Source organism: Bradyrhizobium barranii subsp. barranii (assembly GCF_017565645.3).
GTDB classification, from domain to species: domain Bacteria; phylum Pseudomonadota; class Alphaproteobacteria; order Rhizobiales; family Xanthobacteraceae; genus Bradyrhizobium; species Bradyrhizobium barranii.
In genome coordinates this window covers 7,769,292-7,782,619 of record NZ_CP086136.1, presented here as the reverse complement: position 1 = coordinate 7,782,619, position 13,328 = coordinate 7,769,292, and the positions used below count along the sequence as shown (strand labels likewise).

15 protein-coding genes are annotated in these 13,328 nt (G+C 60.9%); 11 read left to right on the top strand and 4 right to left on the bottom strand.

Going from position 1 to position 13,328, the window contains the following annotated elements; all coding sequences use genetic code 11:
* The first annotated feature begins 87 nt into the window (after positions 1-87).
* The 6 genes from J4G43_RS37900 (at position 88) to tenA (ending at position 5,562) form a co-directional block, all read left to right on the top strand.
* Entirely contained in the window at positions 88-1,125 is a 1,038-nt protein-coding gene (locus tag J4G43_RS37900; RefSeq protein ID WP_208088039.1) for a LacI family DNA-binding transcriptional regulator, read from the top strand.
* Positions 1,126-1,238: 113 nt separating this feature from the next.
* The gene (locus J4G43_RS37895; RefSeq protein WP_225005346.1) at positions 1,239-1,520 is read left to right on the top strand and encodes a hypothetical protein; all 282 of its coding nucleotides are present in this window, start codon (positions 1,239-1,241) and stop codon (positions 1,518-1,520) included.
* A 48-nt stretch (positions 1,521-1,568) separates the two neighbouring features.
* Complete coding sequence (locus J4G43_RS37890) at positions 1,569-2,582, top strand: extracellular solute-binding protein (protein ID WP_249814684.1); 1,014 nt, start codon at positions 1,569-1,571, stop codon at positions 2,580-2,582.
* A 65-nt stretch (positions 2,583-2,647) separates the two neighbouring features.
* Positions 2,648-3,535 (top strand): carbohydrate ABC transporter permease, encoded by an 888-nt coding sequence (locus J4G43_RS37885; RefSeq protein WP_208088038.1) that lies wholly within the window; start codon positions 2,648-2,650, stop codon positions 3,533-3,535.
* Positions 3,532-4,392 (top strand): carbohydrate ABC transporter permease, encoded by an 861-nt coding sequence (locus J4G43_RS37880; RefSeq protein ID WP_208088037.1) that lies wholly within the window; start codon positions 3,532-3,534, stop codon positions 4,390-4,392. Before J4G43_RS37885 ends, J4G43_RS37880 begins: the two co-directional genes overlap by 4 nt.
* Positions 4,393-4,887: 495 nt before the next feature.
* On the top strand, positions 4,888-5,562 hold the full coding sequence (gene tenA / locus J4G43_RS37875; protein WP_208088036.1) for a thiaminase II: 675 nt from the start codon (positions 4,888-4,890) through the stop codon (positions 5,560-5,562).
* 188 nt (positions 5,563-5,750) lie between these two features.
* On the opposite strand, the gene J4G43_RS37870 is transcribed toward tenA, so the two are convergent.
* Both J4G43_RS37870 and J4G43_RS37865 read right to left on the bottom strand, forming a co-directional pair.
* A complete protein-coding gene (locus J4G43_RS37870) occupies positions 5,751-6,131 on the bottom strand; it encodes a hypothetical protein (protein WP_225005345.1) in 381 nt (126 codons plus the stop codon).
* 8 nt (positions 6,132-6,139) lie between these two features.
* Positions 6,140-6,313: a hypothetical protein gene (locus J4G43_RS37865; RefSeq protein WP_166343440.1), complete on the bottom strand. Its 174-nt coding sequence runs from the start codon at positions 6,311-6,313 to the stop codon at positions 6,140-6,142.
* A 744-nt stretch (positions 6,314-7,057) separates the two neighbouring features.
* On the opposite strand from J4G43_RS37865, the gene tnpA reads away from it, so the two are divergent.
* From tnpA to J4G43_RS37845, 4 genes are read left to right on the top strand one after another with little or no spacing between them, the layout of a single operon-like run.
* Positions 7,058-7,480 carry an IS66-like element accessory protein TnpA gene (gene tnpA, locus J4G43_RS37860; protein ID WP_225005343.1) on the top strand — a complete coding sequence of 141 codons (423 nt, stop codon included), beginning with the start codon at positions 7,058-7,060 and terminating at the stop codon, positions 7,478-7,480.
* Positions 7,477-7,833: an IS66 family insertion sequence element accessory protein TnpB gene (gene tnpB / locus J4G43_RS37855; RefSeq protein WP_018273742.1), complete on the top strand. Its 357-nt coding sequence runs from the start codon at positions 7,477-7,479 to the stop codon at positions 7,831-7,833. The genes tnpA and tnpB overlap by 4 nt, the downstream gene beginning before the upstream one ends.
* A 50-nt stretch (positions 7,834-7,883) precedes the next feature.
* Positions 7,884-9,434 carry an IS66 family transposase gene (tnpC, locus tag J4G43_RS37850; protein WP_035681142.1) on the top strand — a complete coding sequence of 517 codons (1,551 nt, stop codon included), beginning with the start codon at positions 7,884-7,886 and terminating at the stop codon, positions 9,432-9,434.
* Positions 9,431-10,081 (top strand): UPF0149 family protein, encoded by a 651-nt coding sequence (locus J4G43_RS37845; RefSeq protein WP_063712394.1) that lies wholly within the window; start codon positions 9,431-9,433, stop codon positions 10,079-10,081. Before tnpC ends, J4G43_RS37845 begins: the two co-directional genes overlap by 4 nt.
* A gap of 664 nt (positions 10,082-10,745) precedes the next feature.
* Here J4G43_RS37845 and J4G43_RS37840 read toward each other — a convergent pair.
* Both J4G43_RS37840 and J4G43_RS37835 read right to left on the bottom strand, forming a co-directional pair.
* Entirely contained in the window at positions 10,746-11,006 is a 261-nt protein-coding gene (locus J4G43_RS37840) for a hypothetical protein (protein ID WP_071911332.1), read from the bottom strand.
* A gap of 182 nt (positions 11,007-11,188) precedes the next feature.
* A complete protein-coding gene (locus J4G43_RS37835) occupies positions 11,189-11,911 on the bottom strand; it encodes an SGNH/GDSL hydrolase family protein (protein WP_225005341.1) in 723 nt (240 codons plus the stop codon).
* A 182-nt stretch (positions 11,912-12,093) separates the two neighbouring features.
* Between J4G43_RS37835 and J4G43_RS37830 the strand changes: the two genes are divergently transcribed.
* A complete protein-coding gene (locus J4G43_RS37830; RefSeq protein ID WP_208088034.1) occupies positions 12,094-13,326 on the top strand; it encodes a hypothetical protein in 1,233 nt (410 codons plus the stop codon).
* Positions 13,327-13,328: the final 2 nt, after the last annotated feature.

Genomic DNA, 13,328 nt, shown 5'->3' with positions numbered 1-13,328 from the left:
GTGATGCAACCGGTTGCATGTCAAGCTTGCGCCCCGGGCCGGGCCGGGGCATGTCTAGGTGAGGCGATGCAGAGGAGGCGGCCTGCTGTGAAGCGCGATTCCGATAGCGGCGGGGAGGGACGTCCATCGGTCGTGCCGACGATCAGTCAGGTCGCGAAGGCCTCCGGGGTTTCGCGTGCCACCGTATCGCGCGCCTTCTCGCGGCCGGAGATGCTGACCGAGGAGACCGTCCGGCGCGTCAAGGAAGTCGCGGGCAAGCTCGGTTATGTGCCGAACCAGGTCGCGCGTGCGCTTTCGACCGGACGCCACGGCAACGTCGCGCTCATCGTCTCGGATGTCGCGAACCCGTTCTTTCCGCCGCTGATCAGGGCGGCGCAACTGCGCGCCGACCAGGCCGGGCTGTGCGTCTTCCTCGGCAATTCGGACGAGGATCCCGCGCGTGAGGAGCTGCTGGTCGGCCGCTTCATCGGCCAGGTGGAGGGGCTTGTCCTCGCCTCGTCGCGCCTGGACGAAGAGCGTATCCGCCGTCATGCGACGCGCCGGCCGCTGGTGCTCATCAATCGCGATATCGAAGGCATTACGCGGGTCCTGATCGACACCGCGCCGGGCGTGGCGGCTGCGATCGCGCATCTGGCCGAGCTGGGGCACCGGCACATCGCCTATGTCAGCGGCCCCACGACGTCGTGGTCGAACCAGCAACGGCGCAACGCCGTCCGGCGCGAGGCGGAGAAGCGCGGGCTCAAGGTGATCGCCGTGCCCGCGCGTCCACCCTCCTACGACACCGGCCGGCTGGCGGCCACCCAGATCGTCGCCAGCGGCGTGACCGCGGCGATCGCGTTCGACGACCTTGTCGCTCAAGGCCTGATGGCAGGGTTGGCTGCGCTCGAGGTCGAGGTGCCCAAATCGTTCAGTGTCGTCGGCTGCGACGACGTCCTCGGCGAAACCACCTATCCGCCGCTCACCACCGTGTCGGCGCGCTGCGCCGATGCCGGCGATGTCGCGGTCGGTCTGCTGCTGAGCCAGATGAATGGCGGCGTGTCGGGCGAGATCCGCCACAAGCTGAATTCCCATCTCGTCATTCGCGCCTCGACCGGGCCGGCCCCTCTGAAGCGGCGAGGCCGCTGACGATTTAGTCAATGGCCTTCGAAAGCGGCAACGGACCGCAATTGACACGCAACCGGTTGCATGCGAGCTTTTTCGCAGGATTTGTCCCATTCTGTATTGCGAGAATGACCCTCATGATGAGACCCGTCGGCAGGTTCGGCTACATCGCGTGTTCCGAGGACAGCATTCGCCCGGCGAATTCGGGGCGTCGGTCATGGATGTCGGCCGCGCTGTCGCTGGCGCTCGCTGTCGCCGTGCCGGCGTTTGCGTCTCCTGCTTCGGCGGAGAAGCTGACCATCTGGAGCGGGTGGCCTGATCTGGCCCCGTTCTACAAGCGCGTCGGCGACCAGCTGAAGAGCAAATACCCGGATCTCGAAATCAGCGTCGAGGCCATTGCGCTCCGCGAGCACGAGTAGCGGCTGGCACTGTCGCTTCCATCCGGCGCGGCCGGGGACGTCATCGAGATGGAGGTCGAGGCGGCACGGTATCTCGAGGCCGGCCTCATTCCGGAGCCGCCGGCGTCGATCGTCGATTTCGTCAAAGCCAATTACGACATGACGCGCGTGAAGACCGCCATGTACGAGGGCAAGATCTTCGGTGTGCCGTTGTTCCAGGGGCAGGGCGCGCTGTTCTACAACACCGAGATGTTCGCCAAGGCTGGCCTCGACGGTCCGCCCAAGACCATGGCCGACTACACCGCTTATGCGCAGAAGCTCGCGCAGCGCGATGCCTCCGGCGTGCCGACGGTGAGCGGATGGAGCTTGCGTCTCAGCGGCGGCGGCTCGGGCATCGCGGAGAAGTACTGGACCATTCTCTATAATCACGGCGGGACGCTGCTCGAGGAGAAGGGCGGAAAATGGCGCGCCGCCTATGCGAACGCAGCCGGCCGCGCCGCACTCAAGCAGTATCTCGACAACGTCGTGGTCTACCGTACCGTGACGCCCGAGATGAAGGCGGATGCGGAGGCCTTCGAGCTCGGCCAGACCGGGATGTTCATCCGGGAATCCTGGGTGATCGGCGACGTCGCCAAGAAGGCGCCCAATCTCAAATACGCCACGGCTCCACTGCCCAAGGGCACGCTGATGGTCTCGGTCGATCTCTACGTGCCGAACAAGGGACTCAAGAGCCAGATCGCCTGGGATTTCGTGCAAAAGGCCAACGAGCCGGAAAATCTGCTCTGGCTGCTCGAGAACACGGCCTGGGTCCCGAACCGCAAAGGCCTCGACTACTCCGCCGTGCTCAAGAAAATCCCGCAGCTCGACGCCTTCGTCAACACGCCGCCCGGCCACGTCTTCTTCACGGTCCCGGCGATCAGCCCTGCCAGCGAAATCCTCACCCGGCTCGCGGCGCGGCTGGAGAAGGCGTTCACCGACAAATCGCTGGCCGGCAACGACGCCGCGATCGATGCTTTCCTGAAGGCCGCGGCTGAGGAGAGCGACAAGATCCTGGCCCGGGAAGACCTGCTGGCCAAACCCTAGACTCCATCGACAGGGACCCACTCAATCCAGGCGCCGGCGGCTGACCGGCGCTTGCCGGAGGATACATGCGCACCACGCCGAAATGGCTGTTTCCAGTTCTGGCGTTGCTTCCGGTCCTCGGCCTCTATGGCTGTATCCGCGTCTATCCGATCATCGAGACGCTGCGGCTCAGCCTCTTCCAGTGGAATATCATCTCGCGGCGCAAGCCGTTCGTCGGTTTCGCCAACTTCGTCGAGCTGGCGAGCGACCCGCTGTTTCTCGAAGCGATCTTCAACACCACCATCATCGCCTTCAGCGTCGTAGCGATCACCATCCCCGTCGCGCTTGTGCTCGCCGCCTTGATCAACACCCGGCAGGGGCTGCGGCGCAGCGGCGTCTATGAGGCCTCGGTCTTCCTGCCGCACGTCGTCTCGCTGGTTCCGGCGGCGATGGCCTGGAAGTGGATCTTCGACGCCCGGCTCGGACCGCTCAATGCCCTGATCGGCCTTGTCGGGATTCCGGCCCAGTCGTGGCTGTTCGACCCTGTCCTGTCGCTAGTGTGCCTGATCGTTCTCTGCTCCTGGCAGGCGATCGGCTATGCCGTCTTGATCTTCCTGGTCGGACTGAAGAACGTCCCGGAGGCGCTCTACGAGGCTGCGCGCCTCGACGGCGCCTCGTCGTTTCAGGCCTTCCGCCACATCGCCGTGCCGCTGCTGAAGCCTGTCATGCTGTACGTGTCGGTCATCACGCTGATCTCGTCCTACAACATCTATGCGCAGGCCTTCGTGCCGGCATCGGATGTCCAGGGTGCGCCGGGGCGTCTCGTCCGAGTCCTCGTCCTCGACATGCTTGAAAACAGCTTTCGTAACTACCGGGTCGGCTACGCTGCCGCCGAAGCCGTCGTACTGCTCGTCATCGTCCTCATTTTGACCAGCGCGCAGTTCAGGCTGTTCCGCGACAGGAGTCGCGCATGAGCGAGCACGAACGCGAGCATCCGTCCGTCGTTGGTCAGAACGGTGCCGTCGGCCTCGTGATCGACGCCGTTCTTGGCGTCGTCAGCCTGATGATGCTCCTGCCGCTGGTCTTCCTGATCAGCAACGCGTTCAAGACGCCGCCGGAGCTGCTGGCGTGGCCGCCGACCGTCATCCCGCACCAGCCGACGCTGGAGAACATCGTCAGCGTCCTGCGCGAAACGCCGCTGTTTCGCTGGATCGGCAACTCGCTGATCTTCGCGACACTCTCGACCGCGAGCATCGTCTCCACATCGGCGATCGCAGGTTATGTGCTCGGCAAGTTCGATCTACCGGGGATCCCGGTCATCTTCGGCGTGATCATCGCGACGGCGGTCGTTCCCTTCGAAGTCTACATGATCCCGCTCTATCTCAACGTCCAGTCCGCCGGCCTGTTGAACACCTGGCCCGGGCTCCTGGTCGGCTATCTCATCATGAGTTTCGGCATCTTCCTGGTGTGGCAATATGTGATGACGTCGATCCCTGACGAGCTGCTGGAGGCTGCCCGGGTGGATGGCGCGGGGGAGCTCTGGATCTTCCTGCGGATCGTGCTGCCGCTGATGCGCGGCCCGTTGGGCGCTCTTGCCGTGCTGGCGTTCTTTCAGGCCTGGACTGCCTTCGCGTGGCCGCTCGTGGTCATGACCAACAAGGAAACCTATACGCTCGAGGTTGGGCTCGCCTTGTTTCAGACCGGCTTCACCGTGGACATCGGTCGCCTCAGCGCGGCCGCGGCGCTGGCGCTGGTTCCGAGCGCACTGTTCTTCTCGCTGATGCGTCGAAATTTCGTACGCGGCGTGGCCTCCAGCGGCTTGAAGGAGTGACGCCATGGCAGCATCGGAATAGGCGTAGATTTTCCTAGCAAATCATCCGTCTCTTAATCAGCGGATCTGTCGGAGCATCTCTAACCGATGAGTGGGCGACGATTAGATTCGCCATCATCCAGGTCGGTCTAGCGCCATCAAGCGGATTTGCGATGCGCGAACTTGAACAAAAAGTGCATGTATCTGGTGCGGTAGTCGCGCTGAGGGAAACGAAGACCAAGTAAGATACTGACGTGATTGGCGGGCCCGGCAGGACTCGAATCTGCAACGAAACCGCTATGAGCGGCGGGACAATGGCCGTTGATTTTCCTGCGCATTTCGTTCTGCTGGTGATAGTGTGACAACGCCAATCATTCCCGGCGACCGACGGCAAGCGAATTCCATTCGCGTCCTGCCGGCTAGTCGCTGCGGTCTGCCAAGGTCAGCGTCTTGGTTCGCGTTGATAGGACGTGAGTAAAAAAGTTCATAGGAAAGCAAGCCAGGCGGGAATGGATCGTGAGTTTCTTCGAGCGTCTAAAGACAGAAGCATCTGCTGAGTGGCGGGCCTACACCGAGCATCCCTTCACGAACGGATTGGCAGATGGCTCGCTCCCTGAAGCCGCATTTCGTCACTACCTTGCTCAGGACTATCTGTTCCTCATCGAGTTTGCGCGCGCCTATGCGCTCTCGGTCTACAAGTCGCCCAAGCTTGCCGACATGCGTGAAGCTGCGGCCGGCCTGTCGGCCATCCTTGATGTCGAAATGAGCCTTCATGTGAAGCTGTGTGCCGGTTGGGGTCTATCCCCGAGTGACCTTGAACAAACTCCTCCGGCGGTCGAGATGCTGGCCTACACACGCTACGTGCTCGATGCTGGAATGCGCGGCGATCTGCTGGCGCTCAAGGTGGCACTTGCCCCCTGCGTGATCGGGTACGCGGAGATCGCAACGCGGCTCGCCTCGCGACCCGATGCGGACGCTAGGACGAACTCCTATCGGATTTGGATCGACGAGTACGCTGGCGCGCCATACCAGGAGGTCGCGGCGAAAGCGCGTGCGCATTTGGAGCATCTCGCCAATCTCTACGCCACGCCGGCTCGCGAGGGAGAACTGATTGCCATCTTCAAGGAAGCCACTCGGCTTGAGGCGGACTTCTGGGAAATGGGCTGGCGTGTGGGCCAGCGTGTTGAATAGCCCTTCGGCAATCGGTTAATTGCAGGGACTCGTTCGACGGCTGCTGCGCACGAGTTGCAGAGGCGCGTTGTTCTAGAGGAACGCAGTGCGCGGGATTGCTGGAGTAACGAAGCACACGGCCTGGAACAGGCGCGAAAGTCCTCGCCAACGATAGGCGAGATGCAGGATCGCTAAGTCATTAGTATTGTTCAGTCGTGTCCAGTGTTGGAGATGGAGATCCTAGCACGCCATCGCTCTTCAAACGTGTCAGGGCCCTCTTTCAGTGCCAACGCTTGTGCATCGAAAGGATTGCCGGGCTTGTTAGCAATGAGGATACCTGTAGCTTCTCCGCGAGAACCGGGTTGGGGACGCTGCTCTGTAGGCCATTCCAGCAATGCTTTCGACAGCATGGGTTTGCCCGCGTACCAGCATTTTCGTCCGTCGATGATACGGTAGGACCACCATTGCCCTTGCGGATTTGGCGGCATTGCGGCGCTGCATTGTTGCTTGGCATGCAGGCTGGTCATTTCGAGCGATGAGAGCGCAACAATGCCAACGGTTAAAGAAAACGCTTGAAGCGGTTTGCTCATGGGCGCGCTCAATTGCCGTGTTGCTGCAATCGACTTACAGCAACGATCAAAGCAGGCCGCTCGAGAACTTCCACCAACTCTTCAAGAATACGCGCATGATCCTTGGGATGGGGCCGAAGGAATTCTTCCAATATGAGTTGCGCGTCGCTAATTGCTTCCAGGGCTAATTGCTGATCAGTCATAACTACTTACTCATCAATTAGTTGCGCTGAGAAAGTCAGCGAAGGGTGAGATCAAGTCAGCTTTGAGGAATATCCCCGCTCTTCTATTCACTTTTTATTTCAACTCTCGCGGTGTCACCTCGGTCAATGTGCGAAATGATCCCACTAAGGCGTGTCGCGAGCGTAAGGGATCCCGGCGACTAAATAATCCGCTGCTCGATCCTCCCTTCTTCATCCCGCGCATCGCCCCTGTTTCCTATCTCGCGGCGGCCGGAAAAAATCTGTTTTGCTATACACCGCCGCGATCCATTGATCTTATTGAACTGTTCCCGACCAGCCTTTCTCACGAAGGGAGAGAGTGAAGCCCCGGCGCAAGAGCTAGGCCAGGGAAACCGTAAACTCGGAATGCCGTCGGGGGAACGTAGGTAGGCGGCTTCGCCGAGTAAGGCATTTGGGCAACTCCACCTGGTCGGGCTGGATCCCGGAACACAGTGACTGTATCGACAAGGTCTCTGATGGCTTCTGCGGCTTCTGCGTCGCCGGTGACACTTTTCCCCGATGCTTCTTCAAGCCGATTGAGTTGCTCCTCATATCGTTTCAGGACGGCGGGATGCAGCGCGACTTCCTTTGAGGCAGGCGGTTCGTTCTGCAGCTCTTGGGATATCCTCTTTCGTTCGATAGCGGTACGACGACCCCACCTCGTTTAGGTGGACGGGATGAGCGAGACTCGCGCGTGGATTTGACAACGCGAGGGACGCTCGTTCCATGCATCAAGACAGACATCAAGACGGGCATGATGCCGCCTCCTATCAGCGGATCGAGGTGATCACAGGGGAGAGGCGACGGCGCAGTTGGAGCGATGCGGAGAAGGCGGGGATCGTGGCCGAGAGTGCCGATCCGGAGACGAGCATTTCCGAGGTGGCTCGACGCAACGGGGTGAACCGGGGACTGCTCAGTGTGTGGCGGCGCCAGGCGCGGCTCGCGTCGAGCGAAGCGCCGCAGTTCGTGCAAGTCAGGCTCGAGGCCGCCGTCGAGGCGCAGCCGAACGCGATCGATAAGGCGCATGTTCTGACGGATCCGGCCGAGCGGATCGAGGTGATGATCGCGGGCGCGACGGTGCGCGTGCCCGTCGGCGTCGACGCCGCGACGCTGGAGCGCGTGCTGGCGGCGGTGAGATCGACGCGATGATCTCTTTCGGTCCAATGGTCCGTGTGTTCGTCGCGACGCAGCCGATTGACTTTCGTAAAGGCGTTCATGGCCTTGTCGCGCTGGTAGCGGAGGGATTAGGCGGCAAGCCCTACAGCGGTGACGTTTATGTCTTCCGATCGAAGCGATCGGATCGTTTGAAGCTACTGGTTTTTGACGGCTCGGGAATGGTTCTAGCGACGAAGTGGCTGGAGAATGGGGGCTTTGCCTGGCCACCTGTTCGCGAGGGTACGATGCCGGTGACGGGGGCGCAACTGGCGATGCTGATTGAAGGTCTTGCGGAGTGGTCGCGTGTGGTCCCGAAGGTGACGAAGCGGCCGACGAAGGTTGCCTGAAGCGTCTTGTTTTGCTGGCGATTGCGAGTGCGTTCGTGTAGCTCTGCGATATGGCGCTTCGCCCCGAAGATCTCCCCTCTGACCCTGCGGCTCTTGCCGAGATGGTGCTGGCTTTCGAAGGCGAGAACGATGATCTGCGCGCAGAGATCGCCACGTTGAAGAGCCTGATCTTCGGCGCACGATCGGAGCGCGCGGCGATCGTCTGCGCCGAACAGATCGCGTTTGATCTGGAACGGACCGCCGGCTCACAGCTCCCGGCCAATGACGACAAACCGGACGCGCCGCGGCCGGAGCGGCGCAAAGCGAAGCGCAACATCGGCGCGCTGCCGGCGCATCTGCCTCGGGTCGAGCGGGTGATCGAGCCGGCGTCCACGCTGTGCCCGTGCTGCACGGGTCAGATGCATCGGATCGGCGAGGAGAGCAGCGAAGCGCTCGATCGGGTTCCCGCGTGGCTGCGTGTGCTCCGCACGATCCGTCCAAAATACGCCTGCCGCTCCTGTGAGGGCCCGATTGTCCAGGCCCCGGCACCGGCGCGGCTCGTCGAGGGCGGCATGGCAACGACGGCGCTGATCGCGCATATCGCCGCGGCCAAATATGCCTGGCAATCGACGCTCTATCGCCAGACGCAGATCCTGGCGGGTCAGGGTGTCGTCGTCGACCGTCAGACGCTGGCGCGCTGGATGGGGAGCGCGGCGTGGCTGGTCAGGGGCCTCTACGATCTGCAACTGAAGACTATGCACGGCTTCGAGCGGCTGTTCTGCGACGAGACGCCGATGCCAGTGCTCGATCCGGGACGCGGCCGCACGAGGATCTGCCAGTTCTGGGCGCACGCGACGGACGATCGGGCGTGGAAGGGGCCGGCGCCGCCGGCGGTCGCCTACGTGTTCGCAGGTGGTCGCGGCAAAAAGGAGATCGTGGCGCAGTTAGCCGGCTTCGAAGGCGTGCTGCAAGTCGACGGCTATGCCGCCTACGCCTCGCTGGCGGGCGATGCGATGATGTCGGGCCAGATCCAGCTGGCGTATTGTCTCGTTCACGCGCGCCGCAACTTCGTGAGGGTGCACAAGACGACGAACTCACCCTTCGCCGCGGAGGTCATCGAGCGCATTGCGGCCGTCTACGCGATCGAGGAGAGGATCCGCGGTCTCGATGCTGGGGAACGCCGCGCGACGCGACAGGCCGAGACGAAGCCGCTGATGGAGGCGTTGAGGGCCCGTCTGATCGCGGTGAAGGACGGGATCTCCCGCCGCTCGACGCTCATCAAGGCGATCGACTACATGCTCGAACGCTGGCAGGGCCTGACGACGTTCCTGGATGACGGGCGGCTCGAGCCGGACACCAACACGGTCGAACGATCGATCAGGCCAATTGCGATCGGAAAAAAGAACTCGTTGTTCAGTGGTGACGAAGGCGGGGGCGAGACCTGGGCGATACTCGCTTCGCTTCTTAACACAGCGAAATTGAATGGCCTCGACCCCGAGGCGTATCTCGTCGACGTTCTCGATCGCATGGTGAGCGGCGCCACGAAGACCAACCAGCTTCACGAACTTCTGGCCTGGAACTGGAAGGCCGCACGCGAAGCCGAAAAGCGGGCCGTGGCATGACGAAGCCGAAGCAAGGGCGGGGAACGCGAAAAGCACGCAAGACGACGATGGCGGACTATGCCATGTCGTTCGAACGGCTCGGGCAATGGATCAGCAAGCGCGCCAGGTCGCCGACGCTTCGGCATCCGCGGGCGACGTCGCTCTCCATGCTCGATGGCGCGGTGGCCGCGGTCGTCGCCGGGCCGGTCTCGATGGCGTCCGAGGAATGGGTGTGCCCGCTCCTCGGCGTAGATCCCGACGCCTTCAATCACGACACCGAGGAGTTCTCGGCAATCGCCGCCACGCTGATGCGCCACAACGCTATCAGCGAGACGCTGTCGACGAGACCGGAGAGCTTCGAGCCGCTGTTCGTGCGATCACCGGACGGCGAAGTCGACCCGCAGCCCTGGTGCATGGGCTTCTACGCCGTCATGAAGCTTCGGCTTCTCGTCTGGTCGCGGCTTCTCCCCCCGAATGGAACCGAACACCTTATGCTGCGGCCGATCTTGGTCCATTGCATCGACGACGCCGGTCGACCCTTGCTACCCCCGGCCCGGCGCACGCTGGGAACGCAGCCCATCATCCAAAACGCCTGGCGCAACATTCCAGCAACCGTCGAGGCCCTCCGGCAGTTCTGGATGCCTATACGCTTCAAGCGCGGTGCGTAGGCCGTCCGCACCAAGTCCGTGGCTCCGTGGGCCTCTCGTACCGTTTACTTTCGTTCGGCATCCAAGGCAGTCGATCGGGGTCGAGAATGGAAGGATCGCCATGTCCGTTTGCGATCGCATCCACCATGCGCAAAGGCCATTTTCGAGCTCAGGGCTGAGATGGTCTCGCAAGGGAGAACTCGGATGCGCCGTCGGCGCGATATTGTCCTCGAACAGCCGGGGCAGCCAATTTTGCGGCTGGAAAGACGGAGAGCTACGTCAGGGTCAAGCTGATGACCACCGTGCCAATGGCAACAGCTCTAACGTCCTAGTACTCGCCGGACGCAAAGCATTCTGATTTCGTTAGTTTGGTGTAGTTGCTCAGCACTCGGGGGATCAATGGAGCCGAGAGTCTCGGTACTAAACTTCGTTTCCAACTCTGACGCCATGCAGATGCAAATCTGCGAGCAAGCGTCCGTCGAAAAGCCGCCTTGCTGCGCGCAACCGTTCCGGCACGCTGAGAGAAACTGCGGTCGCCATTCTGCAGCCGTGGCGATTGTTATAAAATTGACAGCAGCTATCGTCAGAGCAGGGAGAAACGCAGGCATTGCTTCGCTTCCTTTTTTAGTTTGCTGAGGGGCTGCTCTAATTTGAATCCATCTTTCTCGCCTCTACCAATACCCAGCTACTTGCGTAGTTGTCCCCTGAAGCGGAACCACAAATGACCGATCAGTGATAGGACTATGGCGGCCACAATTATCGGGAGCCAAATCGACGTGGTTATGATGAACAAGGAAACGATGACCACACGTCCAAAGACCGATTCGCTGACCGGATTCTTAAGACGAGCGAAATAGGCGTAGATAATAAAGATGGTGGCCGGCACCATCCACGCGGCGACAAGCACCAGTAACAGGTCAACAAGTTGGCTGGCATAATGGTGCATGAGCGCACCTCCTGACAGCGTCGGCGCGAATTGCTGTCACCGCTGCGAGAGATGCGGTGATTGTCGACGATAATTGGTCTTTGTTCGCGTTGGTGGGCATCTGCACGCTCGGCATCGCTGACACGGCCGGTGCCCAAACTCTTGCGAGCCCGCAGCCTTCGATTCGCCTGAGCTAGGGCCTCTCAACGCGCGCTCGTTGAGATGGCTCGGGCAAGGGCTCGTCCAATGCAATCATAACCATCGGCGGTGTTGTGCAATCCGTCCCACGTTACAAGCTCGCTTTGCGCAACTCCGGCATCGATCGAGTTACGCATCAGCGCAAAACGAGAGAATAGACCGACCCGTTCCTGCTTCGCGGCATCGGCGATGATGCCCTCCATCGTTGAGTAGCTAGCGGAAGCGAGCACCTGTGGCGCATATTGCAGATCCATCAGCACGACATCGGCAGACCCCGCCTTAAGTGCCCTTACCCCTTCAAGAACGCTTCTTTTGAGCCCTTGGTCCGGCCGGCCACCCCAGGCGACGTCATTAGTACCTAATTGCCAGATAACGAGATCAGGCGTGTGCGCGAAAACGTCACGCTCGAACCGCGCGATGTTGTTCGGAATCGTATCACCGACTCGACCGCTGTTGATGACCTCGATCGTTGCGTTGGATCTAAGCCTCGAGAGTTCTCGGCGCATCACCTGCGGATATGTGGCCGCGGACCGAAGTACCCAGAGCCCCACGGTCGACGATGATCCGATCGCGACAATCTTTAGCGGCTCACCAGATCTCAAACGCGCCGCCGTGCGGGGCAATTGTGCGCCCAGCGAAACATCCAAATTTGCAGCAAGGCATCTCTCGCCAGATGATGCCCCGTCCTGCGCTTGAGAGGGCGCTGTGCTGGACAAACCGACAATCACGGCAGCACCGATCGACGCTATTGTTCGAGCGGTTCGGCTTACGCATGGTAGAACAAATCGACCCATGTTCCCCAATAACTGGTGGATTCTCTCTTGACAACCCTTGGCGTCAAACGTCTGTTTTTGATTACAGATCGATTGAGGGGGCAGCGAGCAGCACGCATGAGTCCGGGAATAAGACAATGTCCGGCAAGCCTGTAGCGAAACGGTTGGTATTCCATATCGGCGGCTATGATCCAATCACGTCGCATGCCAGCGCGCAACGACGCTTTGTGCGCGAAATTGAGAGGTTCCAACGTACTTGGTCAGTGAAAGCGACCGTCGACGGTTCGCATGATACCGCCGACCAGATACAATGGAACGTGACGACAATCGGCCCCGATTGGCTCGTCGAAACCGATTACCGTCTGGTCCGATGGCACGATGTAATTGAGGTGTTCGGGGGTCGAAGCATCGGCTCACGCATTTCCGTCGGCATTCTTGCGTTTCTGGATTTCGTATTGGCCGGCACTCTTTGGCGTTACTTGCAGACCAATTGGCGCTACGCACTTTTCTTTCTCTATCCATTTGTCGCGTTCGGATTGCTCATCGCTGCCGCCTTTTTGATTGGCGTGGCTGCATTCAAGATCACCGGATCAATTCCCATTGCTACCGGTGGCGGCCTCTTCGGACTCGCAGCCGTGTTGGCGGGTCCGTGGCGCTGGCTGCACCTGGGCGACTTGTTCGACGATTGGATCTTTTCTTGCGAGTACATTCGATTCGGTAATTCGGAAATAGAGCGGAGGCTGGACAGGTTGGCCGCCGAGCTCGTGGTTGCGGCGAGCGATTCTGCCGCAGACGAAATTTTGGTCGTAGGGCACAGCCTTGGCGCCGTACTAGCGGTTGATCTACTTGATCGCGCCTTGAAGCTGGACCCTGCGCTCGGTCGGAAAAAGATTCCCGTCACATTCTTGAGCGTTGGATCATCCATACTCAAGATCGGCCTGCACCCGAAGGCAGTGCGCTTTCGCGGGGCGGTGGAACGCGTCGCCAATTCCCGCGCGATCTTCTGGGGCGACTATCAGGCCCTCACGGACGTGTTGAATTTTTACAAATGCCGGCCAATGGCCGAAATGGGCTTTTCGACAGAAAACGAGGCGACCGTCAGGGTCGTGAAGATTAGTCGAATGCTTAACGACGACATGTATCAACGCATCCGCTTCAATTTCTTCCGCGTGCACTGCCAGTTCGTCAGTGGAAATGACAGGCGAACATCGTACGACTACTTCATGCTCACATGCGGACCTATTTCAGCCAAATTCCAGACGCTCGCCCCGGATGGCGCTGTGTCGATGATCGCTGACGACGGAGGCCTTGTTGCGGGCGCGCCGGTGTCGGAAAGCGAGCTGCTGGGAAATCCGGGCGCGGCAGCCTGATT